Here is a 27000-nt window from a genome sequence, read left to right on the forward strand (position 1 = left end):
CGATATAAGAGAAATGGCAAAAACTTGGATAAAAATATGTAAAGATACTTGAATTCCTGTCTTTTTTTTAGTACAATCAGTATGGTTGATGAATCTTTAACAAGGAAGAATCACCATCTGCATCATGCAGAACAGAAACTAAATTAAACTTTAGGAGGAATTAATCATGGCAGTAAAAGTAGCGATTAATGGTTTTGGACGTATCGGACGTCTTGCATTCAGACAAATGTTCGGAGCAGAAGGATATGAGATTGTTGCAATCAACGACCTCACATCTCCGAAAATGCTTGCTCACTTATTAAAATATGACTCAACACAGGGAAAATACGCATTAGCAGATAAGGTTACAGCAGGCGAAGATTCCATCACAGTTGACGGACAGGAAATCAAAATCTATGCAAAAGCTAACGCTGAAGAACTTCCATGGGGAGAGATCGGAGTAGATGTAGTTCTTGAATGTACAGGTTTCTATACATCCAAAGAAAAAGCTTCCGCTCACATCAAGGCAGGTGCTAAGAAAGTTGTTATTTCCGCACCGGCAGGAAATGATCTTCCTACCATCGTTTACAATGTAAACCACGACAAACTTACAAAGGATGACAACATCATCTCCGCAGCATCCTGTACAACAAACTGCTTGGCTCCTATGGCTAAAGCACTGAACGATCTTGCACCGATCAAATCCGGTATCATGTGCACAATCCACGCTTACACAGGCGACCAGATGACACTTGACGGACCGCAGAGAAAAGGTGACTTAAGAAGATCCCGTGCAGCAGCATGCAACATCGTACCAAACTCTACAGGAGCAGCAAAAGCCATTGGATTAGTTATTCCTGAATTGAACGGTAAATTAATCGGATCCGCTCAGCGTGTACCAACACCTACAGGATCTACAACAATCTTAACAGCTGTTGTTGAAGGAAATGTTACAAAAGAACAGATCAACGAAGCTATGAAAGCAGCATCCAACGAATCTTACGGATACAACGAAGACGAAATCGTATCCAGCGATATCGTAGGAATGACATATGGTTCCTTATTCGATGCTACTCAGACAATGGTATTACCATTAGATAACGGAACAACAGAAGTTCAGGTTGTTTCCTGGTATGACAACGAAAATTCTTACACAAGCCAGATGGTAAGAACAATCAAACATTTCGGAACATTATTATAATTTCTGATATTCCGAATCATAAGCGGGCAGGCTGTCCTGCCGGAATAAGACTCAACGCAGGGTCCGGTCTTTTATGGGACCGGACCCTTTTTGTCAGAATAATAAGGAGGCAAAAAACAATGCTTAACAAAAAATCCGTAGATGATATCAATGTAAAAGGGAAAAGAGTCCTTGTAAGATGCGATTTCAACGTACCGTTGATCGACGGCAAAATCACAGATGAAAACCGTCTTGTTGCAGCACTTCCGACCATTAAAAAGCTCATCGCCGACGGCGGAAAAGTGATTCTCTGCTCCCACCTTGGAAAACCGAAAGGAGAACCGAAACCGGAATTATCTCTGGCACCGGTTGCTGTAAGACTTTCTGAATTACTTGGACAGGAAGTGAAATTTGCAGCAGATCCGGAAGTAGTAGGACCAAACGCAAAGGCTGCAGTGGAAGCAATGAATGATGGAGATGTTATTCTTCTTGAAAATACACGTTACCGCGCAGAAGAGACAAAGAATGAAGATAAATTCAGCCAGGAGCTTGCTTCTCTCTGCGATGTATTCGTAAACGATGCGTTCGGTACTGCTCACAGAGCGCACTGCTCCAATGTAGGTGTGACAAAATATGTAGATACAGCTGTTGTAGGATATCTGATGCAGAAAGAAATCGATTTCCTCGGAAACGCAGTGGAAAATCCGGAGAGACCGTTTGTTGCCATCCTTGGCGGAGCGAAAGTATCCAGCAAGATTTCCGTAATCGAGAGACTTCTTGACAAAGTTGACACTCTGATCATCGGAGGCGGAATGGCTTATACATTTGCAAAATCCCAGGGTGGAAAGATCGGAATTTCCCTCTGTGAGGATGATTATCTGGAGTATGCGGCAAACATGATCAAAAAAGCAGAAGAAAAAGGTGTCAAGCTTCTTCTTCCGATTGATAATATTATTGGTGATCAGTTCTCAAATGATGCAAACACCCAGATTGTAAAAACTGGAGAAATTCCGGACGGATGGGAAGGAATGGACATCGGACCTGAGACTGAGAAAATTTTTGCCGAGGCTGTAAAAGATGCGAAGACAGTTGTATGGAACGGACCGATGGGATGTTTTGAAATGCCGAAATTTGCTCATGGAACAAAGGCCGTGGCAGAAGCACTTGCAAATACAGAAGCTGTAACAATCATCGGAGGAGGAGACTCCGCAGCAGCTGTCAACCAGCTTGGATACGGAGATAAGATGACACATATCTCTACAGGCGGCGGTGCATCTCTGGAATTCCTTGAAGGAAAAGAATTACCGGGTGTAGCAGCAGCGAACGATAAGTAGAACACAGAAAAGAGGGTAAACAAAATGGCAAGAAAGAAGATTATCGCCGGAAACTGGAAAATGAACATGACTCCGTCCCAGGCAGTTGCTCTGGTAAACGAGTTAAAGCCTCTCGTAGCAACAGAGGAAGCAGATGTTGTATTCTGTGTACCGGCAATTGATATTATTCCGGCTATGGGAGCAGCAAAAGGCAGCAATATCGTAATTGGTGCCGAGAACATGTACTTTGAAGAAAAGGGTGCATATACAGGAGAAATCGCTCCGGAAATGCTGACAGATGCAGGAGTGAAATATGTCATCATCGGACATTCCGAAAGAAGAGAGTATTTTGGAGAGTCAGACGAAGATGTTAATAAGAAAGTACTGAAAGCATTTGAACACGGCATCACACCGATCATTTGCTGTGGAGAAACTCTTACGCAGAGAGAACAGGGCGTGACAATGGATTTCGTTCGTATGCAGATCAAGATTGCTTTCCAGAACGTGACAGCAGATCAGGCAAAGACAGCAGTGATCGCTTATGAACCGATCTGGGCAATCGGAACAGGAAAAACAGCAACAACAGAGCAGGCACAGGAAGTATGCGCAGGCATCCGTGCATGCATTGCAGAAATCTATGATGAAGCAACTGCGGAAGCAATCCGGATCCAGTACGGCGGCTCTGTAAATCCGGCAACAGCTCCGGAATTATTCGCACAGCCGGATATCGACGGAGGACTTGTTGGAGGAGCTTCTCTCAAAGCTGATTTTGGTAAAATCGTAAACTGGAAATAAGGAAGAGAAACCCTGCGGATTCAAATGTCCGCAGGGTTTTGCTGTTACCCGGCACTTTCCCTGAAAATATTGCAAAATGCAGCTGAAAATAGTACAATAGAAAAAGTCAGAAGAAGATCTGAGAAGCGTGAAACACAAATGCGGGAAGGGAAAGTAGAATGGTTACGATTAAAGATATCGCACAGGCAGCGAATGTCAGCGCCATGACAGTGTCCAATGTTATACACGGAAGAACCAAAAAGGTCTCCAAAGAGACGAAAGAGCGGATCGAACGGATTATGGAAGAGATGCAGTACGTCCCGAATATGGGAGCGCGCATGCTTGTCCAGAATCAATCCAGAATTATCGGAGTGATTTCCAACGTTCCGGCAGGTTCCGAACGTGAGACACTGTATCATCCTCTTGCCGCTGAAATGATTGTAGAGATTGAAAAGGAAGTGCGGTCGCGTGGATACTATATGATGCTGTACGCCGCATCTACCGAGAGAGAAATCCGGGATCTGATTCATACGTGGAATGTAGACGGTCTGCTGACGATCGGTATTCCGACAGAAATCTGCAGAGAACTTGGAAAGGACATGAAAATGCCGGCAGTTTTTACCGACTGCTATTTCCGGGAGGATGAAATCTTCAGAAATGTTGGAACCGAGGATGAAGAGGGAGCTTATCAGGCAGCCTCTTATCTGATCGGGAAGGGGCACCGGAGAATTGCCTATGTTGCAGACGGGCCATACGATCCGGACGGAACACCGGGCGATGTGTCTGAAAGACGTCTGGCCGGGTATAAGCGGGCTCTCAAGGAGGCACACCTTCCGTTTGCGCAGGAGCACATTTATATGGGAAGTATCCATGAGGACAGGCAGCTTGCCATGCTGCAGTCTCTGGCGGGGCATATTTTTGATTATACAGCAGTCATTTTCAGCAGAGATTATTATGCTCTGGAAGCCATGGATTATTTCCGGCATCACGGGATCTGGATTCCGAAAGATATTTCGATCATTGGATTTGACGATCTTGGCATGTCAAAATTTGCATATCCAAGACTGACGACAGTCAGACAGGGCGCGGCGGAAAAAGGGCGCAAAGCCGCAGAACTGCTGTTTCAGGCACTGGAAGAAAAGGAAGAGAAAAAGGTAGATATCCGGATTCCGGTCCGGCTCATGGAGCGGGAAACGGTAAAAGAAATTTTATAGTAAAAAGGAGAGAAAACAATGAGTAAGAAACCAACAGTATTGATGATCTTGGATGGTTATGGGCTGAGCGAGAAGACCAACGGGAATGCGGTTGCAGAGGCCAAAACTCCTGTTATGGATAAATTAATGGCAGAGTGTCCGTTTGTCCGCGGAAATGCAAGCGGCATGGCGGTAGGACTGCCGGACGGACAGATGGGAAATTCAGAGGTCGGACACCTCAATATGGGTGCAGGCCGGATCGTATATCAGGATCTGACAAAGATTACAAAATCCATTCAGGATGGAGATTTCTTTGAAAATGAAGCACTGCTTGCAGCATGTGAAAATGTAAAGAAGAATGACAGTGCACTGCACATGTACGGACTTGTCTCTGACGGAGGTGTACACAGCCACAATACACATATCTACGGACTTCTGGAACTTGCGAAACGTCAGGGAATCTCCAAAGTCTATGTTCACTGCTTCCTGGACGGACGTGACACACCACCGGAATCCGGAAAAGATTATGTGCAGGAACTTTCTGACAAGATGAAGGAGATCGGCGTCGGTGAGATTGCTTCCGTGATGGGACGCTACTACGCAATGGACAGAGATAACCGCTGGGATCGTGTAGAACTCGCATACAATGCCCTTGTAAAAGGCGAAGGAAATACATGCGAAGATGCTGTAGAAGCAGTACAGAAATCCTACGATGACGGAAAGACGGATGAATTTGTTGTTCCGGCTGTCATTACAAAAGACGGAAAACCGGTCGCAACAATCAAGAACAACGATTCCATCATCTTCTTCAACTTCCGCCCGGACCGTGCAAGAGAGATCACAAGAGTGTTCTGTGCGGATGAATTTGACGGATTTGACAGAGGAGACCGCATCTGCACAACCTATGTATGCTTTACAGAATATGACGTGACAATCCCGAATAAGCTGATCGCGTTCCATAAGACAGAGATCACAAATACGTTCGGAGAATTCCTTGCCGCAAACAATATGACACAGGCAAGAATCGCCGAGACAGAGAAATACGCGCACGTTACATTCTTCTTCAATGGCGGTGTGGAAGAGCCGAATCCGGGAGAAGACCGTATTCTTGTAAAATCACCGAAAGTTGCGACCTATGACCTGAAACCGGAAATGAGTGCGTACGAAGTGTGTGACAAGCTGGTTGAAGCAATCCGTTCACAGAAATACGATGTCATCATTATCAACTTCGCAAACCCGGATATGGTAGGCCACACGGGAGTAGAAGCAGCTGCCATTAAAGCGATCGAAGCGGTCGATGAGTGCGTAGGAAAAGCGGTAGATGCCATTAAAGAAGTGGACGGACAGATGTTTATCTGCGCAGACCACGGAAATGCAGAGCAGCTCATCGATGAGACGACAGGCGAGCCGTTTACGGCCCACACAACCAACCAGGTGCCGTTCATTATCGTCAACGCAGATCCGGCATACGGACTGAGAGAAGGAGGATGTCTGGCAGACATCGCACCGACTCTGATCGAGATGATGGGAATGAAACAGCCGGAAGAGATGACAGGAACATCCCTTCTTGTACGTAAATAGAAATTGAATGTCAAAATGAGCGGGGCGGCTTCGGCTGTTCCGCTTTTTTTCAATCTGTTCACAACCGGATCTTGCAGGATAGGCTGAAAAATGAATAAAATCAACATAAAAAATTCATTTTCAACCTGATTTCCCGTGAAAATTAGAAAAATAAAGAGAAAATTGCAAGAAACAGTTGACGAAAAGTCAAAAGCCCGATACAATAGAAACCAGTGAAAATGAAGAAGGGCGGTAGAACCATGACAGCATATAAAGATCTGAGCAAAAATGAGCTGAAAGCTCTGAAAAAAGAGCTTACTAAAAAGTTTGAGGATGTAAAGGCGAAGGGACTGAAACTTGATATGTCCCGTGGAAAGCCTTCTACAGAGCAGCTGAATCTTTCTATGGGAATGATGGATGTTCTGACCAGCAGTTCCGACCTCGTATGCGAAGAGGGTGTTGACTGCAGAAACTACGGAGTATTAGACGGGATTAAAGAGGCAAAGCAGCTTCTGGCAGATATGATGGAAGTTCCGAAGGACAATATCGTTATTTTTGGAAACTCCAGTCTGAATGTAATGTACGATACGGTAGCGCGTTCCATGATTCACGGTGTTATGGGAAGTACGCCATGGTGTAAACTTGACAAGGTGAAATTCTTATGTCCGGTTCCGGGATATGACCGACATTTTGCGATTACAGAGCATTTTGGAATCGAGATGATCAATATCCCAATGACTCCGACCGGACCGGATATGGATATGGTAGAAGAGCTTGTAAGCACAGACCCGGCAGTAAAAGGTATCTGGTGTGTGCCGAAATATTCCAATCCGCAGGGAATTACCTATTCTGACGAAACAGTACACCGTTTCGCAAAGCTGAATCCGGCAGCAGAAGATTTCCGTATCTACTGGGATAACGCTTACGGAATCCACCATCTCTATGAAGATAAGCAGGACTACCTGATTGAGATTCTGATGGAGTGTAAGAAAGAAGGCCATCCGGATATGGTCTACAAGTTTTCTTCCACATCCAAGATCAGTTTTCCGGGATCCGGTATCGCAGCGATTGCCGCTTCAGATGCCAACCTGAAAGAGATCCGTGAGCAGATGAAGATTCAGACAATCGGACACGATAAGCTGAATCAGCTCCGTCACGCAAGATATTTTAAAGATATTCACGGAATGGTAGAACATATGAAAAAACATGCAGCAAGCATGCGACCGAAATTTGACACGGTGCTTGCTTCTCTGGAAAAGGAACTTGACGGACTGGAAATCGGAAGCTGGCTGGCTCCGCGGGGAGGATACTTTATCTCCTTTGATTCCATGGACGGATGCGCGAAGGCGATCGTCGCAAAGGCGAAAGAAGCCGGACTTGTGATGACAAACGCAGGAGCGACCTATCCATACGGAAAAGACCCGCATGACAGCAATATCCGTATTGCGCCGTCTTATCCGACACTGGATGAAATCAAACTGGCAATGGAAGTATTTACACTGAGTGTCAAACTTGTAAGCATTGACAAACTTCTTGAGCAGGCTAAATAATCAGCCCCTTCTTAAAAATTATTATATATGCCCTATGTGAAATACTGTATGCAGGATACCGGACGTATCTGGCATACAGTATTTTGCGTTGTGCGCGATTATATAAAATTGACAAAGCAAATGATGACAGGTATGATGAATATAACATATAAAAAAAGAAAGGCGGGGATCAGAATATATGAAGATATTAATTTTAATAGCTGTGATTCTGTTAGGATGCAATGGGTGTGCGTCGAAAAAAGAGCATATCGGCAATAGCGAAACGACCCCGGCAGTATTATTAGAACTTTGTTCGGACGAAAAAGGAATTCCTTCTTCAAGCTCACAAATCGAAGTAAAGAATATGCCTATGCAGAGTTTCGAATAAGTTCGGATAAAACAGAAGGTTAAAAAATGGCTCTCGTTTATCAGGAAACGAGAGCCAAAGCTGTTTGCTCATTGAAGCAGAATGTATTCGTATTGTTAAATGATGATCCGGCAGGCATCAAATGGATGCCTGCTGTTCTTTTTCGAGATTTTTATTTGCGGTAGAGAGCATCAGCTTGATACGGTTCAGCTGATTTACCTCGCTGGCACCCGGATCGTAGTCGATCGCAACAATATTGGATTCCGGGTGAAGCCGTCTAAGCTCTTTAATAACACCTTTTCCGACCACATGGTTTGGAAGGCAGGCAAACGGCTGTGTGCAGACGATATTCTTTGCGCCTGTCTCGATCAGCTCCAGCATTTCGCCGGTCAGGAACCATCCCTCACCGGTCTGGTTTCCAAGCTGAACAACTTCACTTGCCATGGAGGCAAGATGTTCAATTCTGGACGGCGGAGTAAAACGCTTGCTCTTTTTATATGCGTCCACAGCCGGCTTCCGGAACCATTCGATCACCTTGATACCGAGATTTGCGAGCCGGGCGGAAGACTTCTTCATTCCCAGATGGGTATGCTTGAAGTTGGAGTTGTAGAAGCAGTACAGCAGAAAGTCTACAAGATCCGGCACAACCGCCTCTGCGCCTTCATGCTCCAGAAGATCAACCAGATAATTGTTTGCCGCCGGAAGGAATTTGACAAGGATTTCTCCTACAACTCCTACACGGGGCTTTTTCTCATCCGTGATCGGCAGAGTATCAAAGTCATGAATGATCTGCCGGCAAAGTTTTTTGAACCGGCGTCTGGAAGGATATCCTTCAGAGACAAATTTCCGGCAGACAGCAGCCCATTTTTCATAGAGCGCATTGGCAGATCCTTTTTCAGCCTCATACGGACGAATCCGGTAGAGACACCGCATAAAGACATCTCCAAGGACTGCGGCATACACACCGCGCAGCGCCAGCATCGGCGTAATCTTGAATCCAGGATTCTTTTCCAGTCCGCTCAGGTTGATGGAAATAACCGGGATATGGGCATATCCGGCTTTCTTCAGAGCGCGGCGGATAAATCCGATATAGTTTGAAGCACGGCAGCCGCCTCCCGTCTGGGAAATAATCACCGCAAGATGATCGGTATCATATTTTCCGGAAAGGATCGCATCCATGATCTGGCCTACAACCATCAGAGACGGATAGCAGGCGTCATTGTTGACATATTTCAGGCCAACATTGACCGCATCCCGGTTATCATTTGGAAGCACTTCAATCTTGTAGCCGGAAGCCCGGAATGCAGGCTCAATCAGATCGAAGTGGATCGGTGACATCTGCGGACAAAGGATGGTATACGTTTCCTTCATCTCTTTTGTAAACGGAATTTTTTCAATTGCAGCACTTCGAACTTCACGTTTTTCTTTTTTTACATCTCTTGCGCGGATAGCCGCAAGAAGAGAACGGATACGGATTCTGGCTGCGCCCAGATTGTTGACCTCATCAATTTTCAGCGAGGTATAAATCTTTCCGGAACCGGTCAGAATATCTGCCACCTCATCGGTGGTTACCGCATCAAGTCCACACCCGAAAGAGTTAAGCTGGATCAGATCCAGGTTCTCAGTTGTCTTGACATAGTTTGCAGCCGCGTAAAGACGGGAATGATACATCCACTGGTCCATGACATTAAGCGGCCGTTCCACCGGATTTAAGTGAGAGATGGAATCCTCTGTCAGCACGGCAATTCCATAAGAAGTAATCAGTTCCGGAATACCGTGGTTGACTTCCGGGTCATAATGGTACGGACGACCTGCCAGCACAATTCCATGGCGGCCGGTTTTATCCAGATAAGCGAGGGTCTCCTCGCCTTTTTTACGGATATCGTCCCGGCAGTTTTCCAGTTCTACCCATCCTTTGTGGGCAGCATCCCGGATTTTTTCCTCCGGAATCCGGAATTTTTCAGAGAAGATTTCGACCAGGCGGTCCGCCATGATCTCTTCGCTTGTCAGTGCAAGGAACGGATTCATGAAATCAACCTTTCCCTGTACGATCTCGTCCATATTGTTTTTGATGTTTTCCGCATAGGATGTAACAATCGGGCAGTTGTAGTGGTTGTTCGCATCCGGAAATTCATTCCGTTCGTATGGAATGCAAGGGTAGAAGATCCGGTCCACATTCTGACGGATCAGCCACTCCACATGGCCGTGGGCAAGCTTTGCCGGATAGCACTCGGACTCGCTTGGGATGGATTCGATTCCCATCTCATAGATCTTTCTCGAAGAAGAAGGAGAAAGAACAACGGAAAATCCCAGTTCTGTAAAGAAGGTAAACCACAGAGGGTAATCTTCGTACATGTTCAGTACTCTTGGAAGTCCGATCGTTCCGTGAGGAGCCTCTTCCTTTGGAAGCGGCTTGTAGCCAAAATACCGTTCATTTTTATAGGAGAAGAGGTTTGGAATATCGGTGTTGGTCTTTTCCTTTCCAAGACCCCGCTCACAACGGTTTCCGGTGATGAAACGTCTTCCGCCGGTAAACTTGTTGATTGTCAGACGGCAGTGGTTGGCACATCTCTGACATTTTGCCATGGATGTTTCGTATGTCAGATTTTCAATATCTTCGATAGAGAGCATGGTTGTCTCTTTGCAGTCATATGTATGGTACCGTTCACGGGCAATCAGTGCTGCTCCAAATGCTCCCATGATTCCGGCGATATCCGGGCGGACAGCCTCGCAGTTGGCGATTTTTTCAAAGCTGCGCAGTACAGCATTATTATAGAAAGTACCGCCCTGGACAACAATGTTCTTACCAAGTTCCGATGCGTCGGAAACCTTGATAACCTTGAACAGCGCATTCTTGATGACGGAGTAGGCAAGACCGGCGGAAATATCGGCAACAGAAGCGCCTTCTTTCTGGGCCTGCTTTACTTTTGAGTTCATAAATACCGTACACCGTGTTCCGAGGTCAATCGGATGTTTGGCGTAAAGTGCCTCGTCCGCAAAATCCTCTACAGAGTAATTCAGCGACTTGGCGAAGGTTTCAATGAAAGAACCGCATCCGGAGGAGCAGGCTTCATTGAGCTGTACGGAATCTACCGTATGATTTTTGATTTTGATACATTTCATATCCTGGCCGCCGATGTCGAGAATACAGTCCACATCCGGTTCGAAGAAAGAGGCCGCATAATAATGCGAGATCGTCTCGACTTCTCCCTCATCCAGAAGGAACGCAGCTTTCATCAGCGCCTCTCCGTATCCGGTGGAGCAGGAGTAGGCAATCCGTGCATCTTCCGGAAGCCTGGAATAAATATCTTTCAGCGCGGTGATCGTTGTAGCAAGCGGATCTCCGTCATTTCCATGGTAAAAGGAATAAAGAAGTGTACCATCTTCGCCTACAAGCGCAGCTTTTGTCGTAGTGGAACCGGCATCGATTCCAAGATAAACATTCCCTTTGTAGGTGGAAAGATCCTTGACAGGGACCTGATGTCTGTCATGCCGTTCCTTAAATTCACGGAACTCCTCCTCGGAAGCGAAGAGAGGGTCAAGACGCTCCACTTCGAAATCCATCTGGATATGATTTGCCAGACGTTTCTGCAGCTCAATAATCGGAACATCCAGATCTTTTTTGGAATTCAGTGCGGATCCAACAGCAGCAAACAGGTGGGAATTCTTCGGAGCAATCGTATGTTCGTCATCCAGCTCTAGTGTCCGGATAAATGCCGCTCTCAGCTCGGAGAGGAAATGCAGCGGACCGCCGAGGAATGCAACATGTCCGCGGATCGGCTTTCCGCATGCCAGACCGCTGATTGTCTGATTGACTACCGCCTGGAAAATAGAGGCTGCCAGGTCCTCCTTTGCGGCACCGTCATTGATCAGAGGCTGGATATCTGTCTTGGCAAACACACCGCAGCGTGCGGCAATATCATATAAGGCATTATAATTTTTTGCATATTCATTCAAACCTGTGGCATCCGTTTGAAGAAGAGAGGCCATCTGGTCGATAAAGGAACCGGTACCTCCGGCACAGATTCCGTTCATTCTCTGTTCCACATTTCCGTTTTCAAAATAGATAATCTTTGCGTCTTCGCCGCCGAGTTCGATGGCGACATCGGTCTGAGGAGCATAATCCTGTAAGGCAGTGGACACAGCAATTACTTCCTGGACAAAAGGAACACCGAGGTGCTTTGCCAGGGTAAGGCCGCCGCTTCCGGTAATGACCGGAGATACATGAATGGCCCCGAGCTGGTGGACAGCTCTTCCAAGCAAGTCAGAAAGGGTTTCCTGAATGTTGGCAAAATGTCGTTCATAATCTGAGAATATCATCTCGTTCTTTTCATCAAGAACCGCAATCTTGACAGTGGTAGAACCGATGTCAATTCCCAGAGTGAAAATATCCCTTTGGCTCATATTGTGTTACTCCTTTTCTATCTTATATGTGCAGATGTATTTCTTCTTATAATTAATATATTTTTGCAACATCGTTTATTATACGACAAAAAGGAGCAAGATACAATAAAATCTTCCTAAGGAAAAATGAATTTCCTGTAAAGTCCGGGAAGAATTCCTGTAAAGTCTGTGAAGCCGATTGACAAAAAAACAGGGAGAGGATACAATGAAAAACGAGTATGAAAGGAGAAAAAAGATGAATTGGATTTCACGTTTAGAGCGTAAATTCGGCAGATATGCGATTCCGAATCTGATGTATTTTATTATTATTCTGTATGGAATCGGATTTGTGCTGGACTACATCAATCCGTATTTTTATATCCAGTATCTGTCATTGAACGCAGCTGAAATTCTGCACGGACAAATTTGGAGAATCGTTACATTTTTGATTCAGCCGCCGTCAAACAACCTGATCTTTCTGATCATTGCTCTTTATTTTTATTATATGATTGGAAGAACGCTGGAGCAAACGTGGGGATCATTCCGGTTCAACCTTTATTTTTTTACCGGTGTGCTGTTCCACGTGATTGCCGCCCTTTTGATCTATCTGGTTACAGGTCAGGTCTACATGCTGGGTACGTCCTATCTGAACCTTTCCCTGTTCTTTGCTTTTGCAGCGGTATATCCGGACATGGAGTTCCTTCTGTTTTATATTCTGCCTGTCAAGGCAAAATGGCTGGCATGGATCGACGGGGCATTTTTCATCTGGACGATCATTCAGGGTTTTCTTCCGTCATACGGCGGAACATACACCAGCTACCGGGCAAGTGCTTTTGCGGCGGCAATTTCGATTCTGAATTTTGTGATTTTTTATGTTTCAACGAGAAACTACGCACAATTTTCTCCAAAGCAGCAGAAGCGCAGAAGAGAATTCAAAAAACAGATGAAAGCAAGGCCGCAGAATCATTATTCCGCGCAGCCTGACGGCAGAGTGCCGAAGCACCGGTGTGCAGTCTGCGGACGGACGGAGCTGGACCATCCGGAACTGGAATTCCGCTACTGCTCAAAATGTAATGGAAACTATGAATACTGTCAGGATCATCTGTTTACACATGAACATGTAAAATAGAAAGGCACATCAAGAGGTTACGACCAGAAAGGAATGGAAGAAAATGAAGAAGACGAAGATTGTATGCACAATGGGACCAAATGCAAATGATGAGAATCTGATGAGAAATCTTGTGAAAAACGGGATGAATATTGCGAGATTCAATTTTTCACATGGTGACTATGAAGAGCATAAGTTCCGTATGGATATGCTCAAGAAGATCCGGGAAGAGGAGAAACTGCCGGTTGCAATTCTTCTGGATACAAAAGGACCGGAGATTCGTACAGGTGTCCTGAAAGACGGAAAGAAAGTGATATTACAGGAGGGGGCTGAATTCACATTGACTTCCGAGGACATTGTCGGAGATGAACACAAAGTTTCCATCACTTACAACGGGCTGACCGAAGATGTAATGCCTGGACGGAAAATCCTGATTGATGATGGACTTATAGAGTTGGAAGTTGTCAGAATTACAGAAAACGATATTATCTGTAAGGTAATCAACGGAGGAGAACTCGGGGAGAAGAAGGGGATCAATGTACCGAATGTACCGGTACGTCTTCCGGCTATTACAGAGAAAGACAGAGAGGACATTAAATTCGGCGTCAGCCAGGGCATCGATTTTATCGCAGCTTCCTTTGTAAGAAACGCAGAGTGCATTATCGAAATCCGAAGCTGGTTAAGAGAATGTAACGCCCCTTATATTCCGATCATAGCAAAAATTGAAAATGCGGAAGGAATCCGCAATATCGATGAAATTATCCGCTGCGCGGACGGTGTCATGGTTGCAAGAGGTGATATGGGTGTGGAAATTCCGGCACAGGAAGTTCCGTATATCCAGAAGGAAATTATTAAGAAATGTAATGACAACTTCAAACCGGTTATTACAGCGACACAGATGCTTGACTCCATGATCCGGAATCCTCGCCCGACACGTGCAGAGGTAACCGACGTGGCAAATGCGGTATATGACGGAACCGATGCTGTCATGCTTTCCGGGGAGACAGCACAGGGTAAATACCCGGTAGAGGCACTCAAGATGATGGTGCAGATCGTAGAAAATACGGAGAGCCATCTGGACTATGATGTGCTTCTGAAAAAAGCACAGCAGCACAGAAGACAGAGCATCTCCAGTGCTATCGGATTTTCCACTGTAGCAACAGCAGACAACCTGGATGCAAAATGTATTGTCGCGCCGACCATGTCCGGAGCAACCGCGAAGGTGGTATCCAAATTCAAACCGAGAGCAGATGTCATCGGTGTCAGTCCGGATGAGGCGACACTCCGCAGAATGCAGATTTACTGGGGCGTACGTCCGCTGAAATCTATTCCGCTGAAGTCTATGGAAGATGTCTGTGAAAACGCGCTTGAGATGGTAAAAGCGAAACAGTACGTGGAACCGGGGGATATCGTTGTATTGACGGCAGGGCTTCCTGCGCCGATGGGATCTTATTCTTATGCGGGGAACAGCGGAAGCAATATGATGAGAATTGCGGTAATTGAATAAAAAATGCAGTCAGGGCGGACAGAATTGTCTGTCCTGATTTTTCTTGACTTTCCGGGAAAATGTGCTATAGTAGTACCATAAAGAGCTACTAAGGAGAAAATATGGGTACAGAACAGTTTAAAGAGCATTTAATGAAATTTGATTTAACGAGACAGGAGGCTTCCCTTTATGAGAGCCTTCTTGAGAATGGAAAGCTGACCGGATATGAGGCGGCAAAACTGACGGGAATTTCCCGTTCGAATGTCTATGCCTCGCTGGCTTCTCTGTGCGAGAAAGGAGCAGCTTATCTGGAAGAAAATGAGACAGGCAGAAAATATCTTGCAGTGCCGGTTCAGGAGTTCTGTGAAGAAAAGATTGACCAGCTGAAAAATGAGGAGGACTGGCTGCTTCTCCATGCGCCTGTTCAGAAAAAAGAAGAGGAAGGCTACATCACTATTTCCGGGCAGGAGGCAGTGGAGTCAAAGGCAAGAGGTCTTCTGAAAAAAGCAGAAGAAAGAGTTTATATTTCAGCCGGACAGTCTTTCCTGAAAGTAGTGCTTCCGGATCTGCAGACTCTTTCCGATGCAGGAAAGAAAGTCGTCATCATCACAGACTGGGAAGAGTTACAAGAACCAGGGACCATTTACCGTGCCGGGGACAAAAAAGGGCAGGTGGGAATGATTGTGGATTCCTCCTTTGTCCTGAGCGGAGAATATGGAGAGCGGTCCGGAAACACCTGTCTGTATACAAGCCAGCGCAATTTCGTTGAGATTTTCAAAGAGGCGATGGCAAATGAGATAAAAGTGATTGAACTTACGAAAGGAGAAAAGAACTGATGGAAAAGAAACCATTTGTTTCCAAAGAAAAACTGGATGAAATTATTCAGGAATTTCCGACCCCGTTTCACCTGTACGATGAAAAGGGGATTCGGGAGAACGCAAGAGCTTTAAAGGAGGCCTTTGCATGGAATCCGGGATATAAAGAATATTTTGCAGTAAAGGCGACGCCGAATCCGTTCCTGATTCAGATTTTAAAGGAGTATGGCTGCGGCTGTGACTGTTCCTCTTTTACGGAGTTGATGTTATCCGGGGCAATGGGAATGAAAGGAGAGGACATCATGTTTTCATCCAATGATACTCCGGCAGAGGACTTTCAGCTTGCCGACCGTCTCGGGGCCATCATCAATCTGGATGATATCACGCATATTGATTTCCTTGAAGAAGCGATCGGACACATTCCGGAGACGATCAGCTGCCGTTACAATCCGGGTGGAGTTTTTCAGATTACCAATGACATCATGGACAACCCGGGAGATGCCAAATACGGCATGACAACAGAACAGATCACAGAAGCATTTAAAATCCTGAAGTCAAAAGGAGCAAAAGAATTCGGAATCCACGCATTTCTCGCAAGCAACACGGTGACGAATGAGTACTACCCGATGCTTGCCGAAGTGCTTTTCAAAACAGCGGTCAAGCTGAAAGAAGAGACCGGTGTTCATATCAAATTTATCAATCTTTCCGGCGGAATCGGAATTCCATACCGTCCGGACCAGGAGCCGAATGATATCCGCGTCATCGGAGAAGGCGTACGAAAAGTATACGAAAAAGTGCTCGTTCCGGCAGAAATGGGGGATGTGGCAATCTACACGGAACTTGGAAGATTTATGATGGGACCGTACGGATGTCTTGTGACAAAAGCGATCCATGAAAAACATACGCATAAAGAATATATCGGCGTGGATGCCTGCGCGGTCAATCTGATGCGCCCGGCCATGTATGGTGCATACCATCATATTACAGTAATGGGAAAAGAAAACGAGCCGTGTGATCATAAATACGATGTCACCGGATCTCTCTGCGAGAATAACGATAAATTCGCGATCGACAGGATGCTTCCGAAGATCGATATGGGAGATGTGCTCGTGATCCACGATACCGGAGCACACGGATTTTCCATGGGCTACAATTACAACGGAAAACTCAAATCCGCAGAAGTCCTTTTGAAAGAAGATGGAACAGCACAGCTGATCCGCCGCGCCGAGACTCCGGCAGACTACTTTGCAACCTTCGACTGCTTTGAGATCGGAAAAGAACTGATCGCGGAATCAGAAAAAATCTGGAAATAATTCCTTGCAAACAAAGAGTTGCTGTGATATAATAATTCTCGGCTTAATCAGCCGGGAAAAGCCGGCGTGTCGGAATGGCAGACGAGGCAGACTCAAAATCTGTTATGGGCAACCATGTGCGGGTTCAAGTCCCGCCGCCGGCAGTACTTTATCAAATAAAGAGATACGAAAAGAGCGGGAAAACCACAGGGAAAAGGGGTTCCCGCTGTTTTTGAATAATTGGAAATTTGAAAGGGCAGCAAGAGGTAGATTCTTTTTTGGGGGCAGTGGCAAATGATGATGTATACCGTACGATCACTCTCTATATGACAGGGGTGCTAAGTAAGGAAAAAACACTGGAGGCACTAAAAATTCGCAAATTATTCAATCAGATGGTATTTGCAACGGAACATTCATTGCAATATCTTCATTTCGAAACAAGGGAGTTTGTATGAATCAGGATCAGTTCAGCGCAATGTTGGCTATTATTATACCGCCTATTATCGATCAAATTGTAAAAAATAGTAATATAGATGAAAAATCGGCAATTTCATGTTTTTATCGATCGAAATTATACAAGGAACTTTCTGATGAACAATCGAAACTATGGCATTACAGCCCCCTGACATTTTATACGATGTACCAGGATGAACTTTTAACAGGATCCTATGATTATCCGGAGGAGGCATAAGAAGATGAGCAAAGAAGCCGGTTTTTTGATTTATTGCATGGAGAGATATCGTCATTTTAAAGGGCTCTCTGGTTCTAAAGTTGCAGATCTGTTCGAAAGCTGCAAAGTGGATGAGTATATTATGAAGTATTTTGAGTCTCTCCATACAATGGGAGAGCAGTATATCATAAAGGATATTGATGATTATATTGCCGAAATGAAAAAAGAGAATTAAATATTTGGAAACATGAAAGATCAGAGCTGTTGCTCCAACAATGCGGTCGTATCGTTGGATGATGAACGGCTCTTTTTTATTTGATAAGGAAATTTGTCGTTAAAATCACATTTGAATAAAGAAATCTCCATTCTGTCGAATTTTGGTCTTTTTTTATCTATCTCAAATCCACGTAAAATAAGCAAAACATACAAAAATAGAAAAAATTAATACCTGTAATAGACAAAATGCATAAAAAATAAAATGAAATTTTGGCGGTTATTTTTGTATAAAGTCGATTGTCAACAATTGACTTTATACAAGGGGGAGGGGTATAATAAACTCAATAATTTCGCAAAGTAAAGTGAAAAAGGAGACGACTATGGCCAAAGCATCAATATCACGAAAAACACTGAGGGAACAGGTTGCGGAAGTTTTGCGAAAGAAAATTTTAAATGAAGAAATCAAACCGGGAGAAAGGATGATTGAAGCCCAGATTTCTGAGGAGTTTCAGACAAGCAGAGGGCCGGTCCGGGAAGCATTAAGACAGCTTGAAGAGGAAGGGCTGCTTAAATACGAATCTCATAAGGGATGTATTGTAAGAACAATGACTTATGCAGAAATGCAGGAAGCCTATCTGATTCGTTCGACGTTAGAAGAACTTGCGGTTAAAATGTGCTCCGGAAAACTGACGGAAGAACTGGACAGAAAAATGGAGAACAATCTCAGAAAACTTGGCGAGGCGGCCGGTAGGAAAGATCTTTATCAGATCATTGAACTGGACGAACAGTTTCATTCTTATGTGGTAATGGCATCTCACAGTGATAAGCTCTACAAAGTATGGAAGTCGTTGGAAAGCGGGAACACGGCAGCTTACTATACGATGGGATCGGAAGCACTGGTGCCATTTGATTATATCCAGTATAACCACCAGAGGATTCTGGATTCGTTCCGGATGCAGTCAGTGGAGCAGATCTGCGAAGAGATCCAGCAGCATTACATGATTGTGCCGGAAGTATTATTCCAGGAACTTCAAAAGAAAAAGCAGTCAGAGGAAAGCTGACGGGAAAAAGAAGGGAGAGAAAAAGATGCTGAAATTTATTGGGAAACGGCTGGCATATGCAATTCTGACATTGTTTTTGATTGCAACAGCTACATTTTTTCTTGTAGCGGGGGCACCTGGAGATCCGATTGCAGCAAAGGTCGGACAGATGCCGGAGCAGGCACAGGAGATTATTGAGAAAAAGTACGGACTGGACAAGCCGGTATTTCAAAGGTATCTCACATATATGAAGAACCTTTTGACAACCGGGAATTTCGGAGAATCCATTGTTTACACCGGAAAAACGGCGAATGAAGTAATCAGGGAAAATACATGGACTTCGGCCAAAATAGGATTGCTTGCTATTTTGTTCCAGGTGACCATCGGAGTGGCGCTTGGCATGATAGCGGCGCTGAACCGGGGAAGGCCGGTGGATCATGTGATACGGGTGCTCGTCGTGCTGGCGATCTGTGTGCCAAGCTTTGTGTTTGCAGCTGTTTTGCAGTATTTTCTCGCATTCAAATGGAAACTGGTTCCGGTATTTGGATGGGGAGAGTTAAAGCACTACATTCTCCCGGTTGCGGCATACGCCATCGGAGGAATCGCTTCCTATACGAAATATACACGAAGCAGCATGATCTCCGTGATCGGGGAAGACTATATCGTTACGGCTCAGGCGAAGGGCTGTAACCGGAAGAGAGTCGTCAAAAAACACGTTCTTCGGAACTCCATGATCCCGATTATTACCATGATCGGACCGGCGGTTTCAGGAGTGTTTGCAGGATCCTTTATTCTTGAGAAGATGTTTTCGATTCCGGGGCTTGGTTTTTACTATGTAAAAGCAGTTTCGGACAATGACTATACGATGATTATCGGACTTACCATTTTCTTTGCAATCCTGTTTGTGGGAGCACTGATTGTTGTGGATATTCTGTACGGCATCGTGGATCCGAGGATCCGGGTCGCAAAGGGAAAGAAGTAAAAGCGAGGTGAGCAAGTGATGGAAATGAGAGAGAACATCAATATTTCAGACTCTGTGAATGATACAGAGGATCTGTTTGAACGAATCGGCACAGAAGGATTGTCGGGAGAAGAACTGGGAGCGAAGTCCCTTACATACTGGGCGGATGTCTGGAGAAGATTCAAAGCCAACAAGCTTGCAATCTTCGGACTGATCCTCCTGATTGCGATTATTCTGCTGTTGTTTTTGGGCCCGACGATTTCGGGAAAGGATTATCAGTATATCAATGCGGAAATTAAAAATCAGGGACCGAGTGCCGAGCACTGGTTTGGAACAGATGATATGGGAAGAGATCTGTTTACCCGTGTCTGTGTCGGCGGCCGGATTTCGATTTATATCGGTCTTTGCTGTACCGCAGTAATGTTTGTCATCGGGGCTCTGGCCGGAGCACTGGCCGGATTAAAAGGCGGGCTGGTAGACGATATCATCATGAGACTTTGCGAACTGATCGGAAATCTTCCGTATCTGATTATTGTCACGATTCTGTCCATGGTCATGGGAAGAAGCCTGTTTTCCCTTGTGTTCGCCATGAGCCTGACAGCCTGGGTAGGAACAGCGCGTATGGTCCGGGGCCAGATTCTTCAGATCAAGGAACAGGATTATGTACAGGCGGCAAAAGCACTGGGAGCGTCCACAGGCAGAATCATTATCAAGCATCTGCTTCCGAACACCCTTGGAATTATCATGGTAGATATCACCATGTCGATTCCAGGATTCGTATTCAGCGAGGCGTTTTTAAGTTATATCGGGCTGGGTGTGAGACCGCCGGAGACAAGCTGGGGTGCGCTGGCATCCGCAGGGCAGCAGCAGCTGATGTTCTATCCGCACCAGTTGTTCTTCCCGTGTTTGATGATTGTCCTTACGATGCTGTCATTCCATCTGATCGGTGACGGACTTTCTGACGCACTGGATCCAAAACTGAGAAAATAAGGGGGAATCATGATGAACGAAAATATATTGGAAGTAAAGAATCTGCATGTTTCCTTCAAAACCTATGCCGGGATATCACATGCAGTAAGAGGAGTGGACTTCAGTCTGAGAAAAGGAGAAACACTTGCGATCGTAGGCGAATCCGGATGTGGAAAGACCGTGACATCCAAAGCGATTATGGGGCTTCTTCCGGCCCAGAATACGATGATTGAAAAAGGCGGCGGGGCACAGATCCTGTTCCAGGGAGACAATCTTTTGGACTATACGGAAAATCAGATGACCCAGATCAGAGGAAGCAAGATTTCCATGATTTTTCAGGATCCGATGACATCGCTGAATCCGACCATGAAGATCGGAGAGCAGATCGCGGAAAGTATCCTGATCCATACACAGACGTCCAAAGAACATGCAATGAAAGAAGCCGAAAAGATGCTGGAACTGGTAAAAATTCCAAATGCGTCAAAGCGGATGAAGCAGTATCCGTTCGAATTTTCCGGAGGAATGAGGCAGAGAGCCATGATTGCAGTTGCCCTTGCGTGCAAGCCGGAGATTCTGATTGCCGATGAACCGACCACTGCGCTGGATGTTACTATTCAGGCTCAGATCATGGATCTGATCGGAGACCTGCAGAAAGAACTGAACATGGCAGTAATCCTTGTTACACACGACCTGGGAGTCGTGGCGAGCGTGGCGGACTATATTCAGGTCATGTATGCAGGTAAGATTGTGGAAAGAGGAACGGTAGATGAGATCTTCTACCAGTCCACTCATCCGTACACAAGAGCGCTGCTCAACTCGGTTCCGAAAATTCATTCGAACAACAAAGAAACCTTGTATTCTTTAAAGGGAACACCACCGGATCTGATTAACCCTCCTAAGGGATGTTCTTTTGCACCGAGATGTGAATACGGCATGAAGATCTGCAGAATGCAGTATCCTGAGGAGACGAAATTCAGCCATTCCCAGAAATGTTCCTGCTGGCTGCACCATCCGAAGGCGGATGTCAGCGGACTTCCGGAAAATATGATCAGAAGGGGGAATCAGTGATGGACGAGAAAAAGGTTCTGATTGAAGTCAAAGACTTAAAAAAGTATTTTCAGGTGGGACGCCATCAGACATTAAAAGCGGTGGATGGAGTCAGCTTTAAAATCTATAAAGGCGAGACGCTGGGGCTTGTAGGAGAGTCGGGCTGCGGGAAAACGACGTGCGGCAAAACCGTAATGGGACTTTATGATGCCACCGGAGGAGAAGTGATCTTTGACGGGGTGGAAATTCACAGCCTACATAAAAAAGAGAAAAAGGAATTCACAAAGAGAGCACAGATTATTTTCCAGGACCCGTATTCCTCTTTGAATCCGAGAATGACGGTAGGGGATATTATCGGAGAAGGGATCGACATTCATAAGCTGTATACAGGAAAAGAACGTCAGGAAAAAATTTATGAACTGTTGGAACTAGTGGGCCTGAACAGGGAACATGCCCTCCGTTTCCCGCATGAATTTTCCGGAGGTCAAAGGCAGAGGATCGGAATTGCAAGAGCGCTTGCCATTGAACCGGAATTTATCGTATGTGACGAGCCGATTTCCGCGCTGGACGTATCCATCCAGGCGCAGATCGTCAACCTTCTGATTGAGCTTCAGAAGAAAAAGAATCTGACCTATCTTTTCATCGCCCATGATCTTTCCATGGTAAAGCATATCTCCGATCGGGTCGGCGTTATGTATCTCGGAAACATGGTGGAATTCGCGTCCAGCAATGAGCTGTATGACAATCCGCTGCATCCATACACGAAGGCATTGATGTCGGCGATCCCGATTCCGGATCCGAAAGAGGAAAAGAAAAAGACCCGGATCCCGATTGAGGGCGAAATTCCAAGTCCGGTCAATCCAAAGCCGGGATGCCGGTTTGCAGCACGGTGCCGGTATGCGACGGACCTCTGCCGCAGCGAGACGCCAAAGCTTGAGGAGATAGAGAAGGGACATTTTGTAGCATGCCACAGGGTAAAAGAGATCTGACAATCCATGGATACATGGATTTAGGATAGAGAACAAAATTTTAAAAAGGAGGAATAGTATGAAAAAGAGAGTACTTGCATGTCTGCTTGCAGCAGTCATGACAGCAGGGCTTCTCGCAGGATGCGGGGGCGATGAAAAATCAGGTGGAGGCGGATCTTCCGAACAGGTGCTGAACATTTCCACCAACAGCGTGGTAGTCGGATTAAATCCACTGGTCAATACAACAGCGCCGGACAATATCGCCCACAACATGATTTATGATCCTCTCATAAGAGACCGTTCCGCAAAGGACAATACGGATGAGATTGTGCCTGCAGCAGCCGAAAGCTGGGATGTCAGCGAGGATGGACTGACCTACACATTCCACATGAATCCGGACGCAAAGTGGAGCGATGGATCCAAGGTGACAGCCAACGATTTCGAATTTACGTTCAAACAGATGGCAGATCCAAATACAGCGGCAACGAATGCATGGCTGTTTGACGGAGTCATTGTCAATTTCTCAGAGGCACTGTACAACAATGGAAAGACACCGGATGAAATCGGTGTCAAGGCATTGGATGAGGAAACTCTGGAAATCCAGCTGGTACACCCGGCGTCCTATTTCTTACAGCTGGTAGCAGGTTCCGCATATCCGGTCAACCAGGCCAAATATGAGGAATATGGATCCGAATATGGAACTGCTCCGGATAAGACAGTCTACAACGGACCGTTAAAAGTGACAAGCTGGAATCAGAATACCGAGATGGTTCTGGAGAAGAACGATCAGTACTGGGGACAGGAAGACATGCAGCTGGACAAAGTCAATTACAAGGTTATCCAGGAATCTTCCACAGCAGTGCAGGCGTTTATCAACGGCGAGCTGGATGTTGTCAGCACATCGGACACCAACTGGGGTAAAACCATCACGGCGGCCGGCGACTCCCAGGAGATGACGGTTCCGTCCAGTGCACCGGATTTCTTTATGTTCAATCTGAAAAATGAATATTTGAGCAATACGAAAATCCGCCAGGCACTTTCCATTGCTTTTGACAGGCAGGAAATGGTAGATACGCTCCGGGATGGTATGTCTGTACCGATTTACTCTATGATGCCGGATACGATGAAGGTGGGAGATAAAACCTATACAGAGCTTGTAGACGGAAAGAATTACTTTGTAACTCAGATGCAGGAAGAATACACAGATCCAAAGGCACTTCTGCAGGAAGGTCTTGCAGAGCTTGGAAAGAGTACAGATCCGTCTCAGATGACGATCCGCTACGCAAGCCGCGGAACATCAGAGCTTTCCAAGAAGATCGGTGAGTGGATGAAACAGGTATGGGAAGAAAAGCTTGGTATCAATGTGCAGATCGATATGATGGAATGGAACATCATGTGGGATAAAATCGATGCCGGAGATTATGACATTGCCTGCGGAGGCTGGGGACCGTACTATAATGAACCAAGTGCACTTCTGCAGCTGTTTGAACCGGTCAATGGTTATTTCAACGCGGACAAGACAGGATGGAACAATGAAGATTCCCAGAAGTTTACAGAACTTCTGAATCAGGCAAAAGATGTCGTAGATGACAAGGAAAAGGCGGAGATCTATCTTCAGGCGGAACAGCTTGTGGTAGGAAATGCCCTGATTGCTCCAATGTACCTGGAAGCATCACCGACTTACGTGAAAAACCATGTAAAAAATTATTATGTAGCAACAAACGGTCTGGTAGACTTTTCACAGGTTTCCGTGGAAAATTAGAATACCAGTCAGCAAAAAGGGCCGGTCGCTTTTGTGATCGGCTTTTTTCAGAAAAGGAGGGACAACAACAGCATGTACCTGATAAAAAACGGAAGAATCCATGTAGGGGACGGGACCGTCCTGGATGGATGCGACATTTTGACGGAAGGGCGGGTGATCCGGGACATCGCGCCTGGCATCTGCTGTCAGGAGGCGGAGGTGATCGATGCGTCCGGCTGCGAGATTTTCCCTGGATTCATTGATCCTCATTCCTCTGTGGGAGCCATGGGGATGCCGTCCAGATATCTGGACAATCAGGAGAAAACCGATCCGCTGACTCCGCAGCTGAATGTGAAATATGCCATTGATCCGGATGAGATCGATGCCCAGGAGTTTTATAAGAGCGGGATCACGGCAGTGGGCCTGACTCCTGGAAATGCCAATGTGATGGGTGGACAGATTGCCGTATGCAAAACTGCCCATATGAAGATGGCAGACAGGCTTGTCAAAGAAAAGGCGGCACTCAAGTGCAGCGTCACATCCGAGGTGAAATCGGTCTATGGCGGACGAAACCAGATGCCAAAAACAAGAATGGGAGCATTCTGGATTTTTCAGGAGGCCCTCAGAAAGGCAAAAGCTCCGGAGGAACAAGAAAAGGGAAAACTGATTTGCGAAATCTTTGAAAAGGGCAGCATGCCGGCCTTTGTGGCGGCCCAGACAGCGGGAGAGATTCAGGGTGTACTGGAAATGATGAAAACGGAACATACATCCCTTGTCCTGGTGGACGGGTACGAGTTTGACCGGGCGCTGGAGGAGATCAAGCGGCAGAATGCCGGACTGATTTTGGGAAATGTCAGCGACTGCTCACAGGTAACCAAGCACGGAATGGATCTTGGGAAAATCTGCGATCTGAATGAGAATGGAAATCTGGTTGCGTTTACCGCTTCCAACGGAGGTTTTTCAGAGGGAAGAGAAGTGTTCCTGTGGACCGCCATTGAAGTGTACCGGGCAGGAGCGGACGCGGAAGAAGTGGTGAAGATGATGACGCTGAATCCGGCAAAAATGCTGGGCGTATCTGACAGAATCGGGACACTGGAGACCGGAAAGGATGCGGATCTTTCCATCTATACCGGACATCCGGTGAAAACTTATGCGGCAAGAGTCAGAACCAGCATGATCAATGGGGAGGTGGTATTCTGATGGCACAGACTCTGATTCAAAATGGAACGATTTACACAATGGAAGATGGAGATACTGTTTTCACAGGTGAGATTCTGGTGGAGGACGGAAAGATCAAGAAGATCGGCACCCGTATTCCGGAAGAGGAACTTTCCGGGGATGTGGAAGTGATCGATGCGGCAGGACTCAATGTCATGCCGGGGCTGATCGAGGCGCATTCTCATATCGGATTATTTGATTTTAACGGAGAATCCTCCGTGGATGACGCAAATGAGATGACAAATCCGGTGACGTTGCCCATAGATGCAAGATACAGCGTAAATCCGCAGGCAAGAGAATTCAAGGCAGCGTATTCCCACGGAATTACGACGATGCTTTTGACTCCTGGAAGTGGAAATGTGTTCTGCGGACTTCCGTTTGCGCTGAAGACATATGGAAATAATGTGTTTGACATGTCAATTAAGGCTCCGTGTGCCGTAAAAATAGCTCTTGGAGGAAATCCGAAAGGAACCTATGGAGAGAGAAACCAGCTTCCGATGACCCGGATGGGTGTGGCTCAGGTGCTGTGGGACACCTTCCGAAAAGCAAAAGATTACATGGAAGCAAAAGAATCCGGAGATCATCCGGCATATGATGCGGACATGGAGGCGATGATCCCGGCGCTGAAAAGGGAGATTCCATGCAAGATTCACTGTACCCAGCATGATATGCTGACCGCTATCGAAGTGGCAAACGCATATGGAGTCCGGTTCTCGCTGGAACACGCCTGGGGCGCATCCGATTATATCGATGAGATTGTGGAAAGCGGATGCGATGTCTGCTACGGGCCGATCGGAACATACCGGGCGGCAGGAGAGCGGCGGAAAGTAGACATCGAAGCGGTCAAAACGCTGGATGAGCGTGGCGTGAATGTGGCGCTGATCACCGATTCGCCGATTCTCAGCGAAGAGTCTTTGTATCATCATATCGGGGAAGCTGTCAGGGAGGGCGTACCGTATCTGCGGGCCCTTCGCATGGTGACCATCAATCCGGCGCACGTCCTTGGAGTGGAAGACCGGGTCGGAACACTCCGGGAGGGGAAGGACGCGGACCTGATCCTGGTGAAAGGAAGGCCGGGACTCGATACGGATGCCAGCGTGTGTAAAACAATGATTGATGGAAAGGTCATCTGGCAGTCTGTTTCATAAGATACTCCTGTCAGGGAAAATGTGGTATAATGACTTTATCAAA

Annotated in this window: 22 protein-coding genes and 1 tRNA gene; 22 read left to right on the top strand and 1 reads right to left on the bottom strand. The window is 46.2% G+C overall.

Annotation, left to right across the window (positions count from 1 at the left end; genetic code table 11):
- Positions 1-166 precede the first annotated feature (166 nt).
- The 6 genes from gap to FGQ85_RS07380 all read left to right on the top strand — a co-directional run bounded on the left by gap (position 167) and on the right by FGQ85_RS07380 (position 7549).
- Positions 167-1180, top strand: coding sequence for a type I glyceraldehyde-3-phosphate dehydrogenase (gene gap, locus FGQ85_RS07355; protein ID WP_087169199.1), 1014 nt, complete (start codon positions 167-169; stop codon positions 1178-1180).
- 119 nt (positions 1181-1299) lie between these two features.
- Positions 1300-2493 (top strand): phosphoglycerate kinase, encoded by a 1194-nt coding sequence (locus FGQ85_RS07360; RefSeq protein WP_118635614.1) that lies wholly within the window; start codon positions 1300-1302, stop codon positions 2491-2493.
- A gap of 24 nt (positions 2494-2517) precedes the next feature.
- Positions 2518-3267, top strand: coding sequence for a triose-phosphate isomerase (tpiA, locus tag FGQ85_RS07365; protein WP_138373069.1), 750 nt, complete (start codon positions 2518-2520; stop codon positions 3265-3267).
- 158 nt (positions 3268-3425) lie between these two features.
- Positions 3426-4460 (top strand): LacI family DNA-binding transcriptional regulator, encoded by a 1035-nt coding sequence (locus FGQ85_RS07370; protein ID WP_118635612.1) that lies wholly within the window; start codon positions 3426-3428, stop codon positions 4458-4460.
- Between the two features lie 18 nt (positions 4461-4478).
- Positions 4479-6020 (top strand): 2,3-bisphosphoglycerate-independent phosphoglycerate mutase, encoded by a 1542-nt coding sequence (gpmI, locus tag FGQ85_RS07375; RefSeq protein WP_087169195.1) that lies wholly within the window; start codon positions 4479-4481, stop codon positions 6018-6020.
- Positions 6021-6259: 239 nt separating this feature from the next.
- Complete coding sequence (locus tag FGQ85_RS07380; RefSeq protein ID WP_138373070.1) at positions 6260-7549, top strand: aminotransferase; 1290 nt, start codon at positions 6260-6262, stop codon at positions 7547-7549.
- Between the two features lie 484 nt (positions 7550-8033).
- Here FGQ85_RS07380 and FGQ85_RS07385 read toward each other — a convergent pair whose 3' ends face one another.
- Entirely contained in the window at positions 8034-12299 is a 4266-nt protein-coding gene (locus tag FGQ85_RS07385) for a 2-hydroxyacyl-CoA dehydratase (RefSeq protein ID WP_138373071.1), read from the bottom strand.
- Positions 12300-12534: 235 nt separating this feature from the next.
- Between FGQ85_RS07385 and FGQ85_RS07390 the strand changes: the two genes are divergently transcribed.
- The 16 genes from FGQ85_RS07390 (at position 12535) to FGQ85_RS07465 (ending at position 26957) form a co-directional block, all read left to right on the top strand.
- Positions 12535-13407: a rhomboid family intramembrane serine protease gene (locus tag FGQ85_RS07390; protein ID WP_087168071.1), complete on the top strand. Its 873-nt coding sequence runs from the start codon at positions 12535-12537 to the stop codon at positions 13405-13407.
- Positions 13408-13450: 43 nt separating this feature from the next.
- Entirely contained in the window at positions 13451-14893 is a 1443-nt protein-coding gene (gene pyk, locus FGQ85_RS07395) for a pyruvate kinase (RefSeq protein WP_138373072.1), read from the top strand.
- A gap of 101 nt (positions 14894-14994) precedes the next feature.
- The gene (locus FGQ85_RS07400; protein ID WP_138373073.1) at positions 14995-15708 is read left to right on the top strand and encodes a TrmB family transcriptional regulator; all 714 of its coding nucleotides are present in this window, start codon (positions 14995-14997) and stop codon (positions 15706-15708) included.
- Entirely contained in the window at positions 15708-17000 is a 1293-nt protein-coding gene (locus tag FGQ85_RS07405) for a diaminopimelate decarboxylase (RefSeq protein WP_087168053.1), read from the top strand. The genes FGQ85_RS07400 and FGQ85_RS07405 overlap by 1 nt, the downstream gene beginning before the upstream one ends.
- Positions 17001-17060: 60 nt before the next feature.
- Positions 17061-17143 (top strand) — tRNA-Leu (locus tag FGQ85_RS07410).
- 84 nt (positions 17144-17227) lie between these two features.
- Positions 17228-17434, top strand: coding sequence for a DUF3990 domain-containing protein (locus FGQ85_RS07415; protein WP_279233654.1), 207 nt, complete (start codon positions 17228-17230; stop codon positions 17432-17434).
- The gene (locus FGQ85_RS07420; protein ID WP_138373074.1) at positions 17431-17670 is read left to right on the top strand and encodes a hypothetical protein; all 240 of its coding nucleotides are present in this window, start codon (positions 17431-17433) and stop codon (positions 17668-17670) included. Before FGQ85_RS07415 ends, FGQ85_RS07420 begins: the two co-directional genes overlap by 4 nt.
- Positions 17671-17674: 4 nt before the next feature.
- Positions 17675-17884, top strand: coding sequence for a DUF3791 domain-containing protein (locus tag FGQ85_RS07425; protein ID WP_138373075.1), 210 nt, complete (start codon positions 17675-17677; stop codon positions 17882-17884).
- Between the two features lie 361 nt (positions 17885-18245).
- The gene (locus FGQ85_RS07430; protein WP_138373076.1) at positions 18246-18926 is read left to right on the top strand and encodes a GntR family transcriptional regulator; all 681 of its coding nucleotides are present in this window, start codon (positions 18246-18248) and stop codon (positions 18924-18926) included.
- A gap of 25 nt (positions 18927-18951) precedes the next feature.
- A complete protein-coding gene (locus tag FGQ85_RS07435; RefSeq protein ID WP_138373077.1) occupies positions 18952-19887 on the top strand; it encodes an ABC transporter permease in 936 nt (311 codons plus the stop codon).
- Between the two features lie 18 nt (positions 19888-19905).
- Positions 19906-20856, top strand: coding sequence for an ABC transporter permease (locus tag FGQ85_RS07440; protein ID WP_138373078.1), 951 nt, complete (start codon positions 19906-19908; stop codon positions 20854-20856).
- A 12-nt stretch (positions 20857-20868) separates the two neighbouring features.
- On the top strand, positions 20869-21903 hold the full coding sequence (locus tag FGQ85_RS07445; protein WP_087168048.1) for an ABC transporter ATP-binding protein: 1035 nt from the start codon (positions 20869-20871) through the stop codon (positions 21901-21903).
- Positions 21903-22871 carry an oligopeptide/dipeptide ABC transporter ATP-binding protein gene (locus FGQ85_RS07450; RefSeq protein ID WP_087168047.1) on the top strand — a complete coding sequence of 323 codons (969 nt, stop codon included), beginning with the start codon at positions 21903-21905 and terminating at the stop codon, positions 22869-22871. The genes FGQ85_RS07445 and FGQ85_RS07450 overlap by 1 nt, the downstream gene beginning before the upstream one ends.
- Before the next feature lie 58 nt (positions 22872-22929).
- Complete coding sequence (locus tag FGQ85_RS07455) at positions 22930-24612, top strand: peptide ABC transporter substrate-binding protein (RefSeq protein WP_087168046.1); 1683 nt, start codon at positions 22930-22932, stop codon at positions 24610-24612.
- 72 nt (positions 24613-24684) lie between these two features.
- On the top strand, positions 24685-25791 hold the full coding sequence (locus tag FGQ85_RS07460; RefSeq protein WP_087168045.1) for an amidohydrolase family protein: 1107 nt from the start codon (positions 24685-24687) through the stop codon (positions 25789-25791).
- Positions 25791-26957: an amidohydrolase family protein gene (locus FGQ85_RS07465; RefSeq protein ID WP_138373079.1), complete on the top strand. Its 1167-nt coding sequence runs from the start codon at positions 25791-25793 to the stop codon at positions 26955-26957. Before FGQ85_RS07460 ends, FGQ85_RS07465 begins: the two co-directional genes overlap by 1 nt.
- Positions 26958-27000 lie beyond the last annotated feature (43 nt).

This window comes from Pseudoflavonifractor sp. BSD2780061688st1 E11 (assembly GCF_005844125.1).
In the GTDB taxonomy this organism is placed as follows: Bacteria; Bacillota; Clostridia; order Lachnospirales; family Lachnospiraceae; genus Sellimonas; species Sellimonas catena.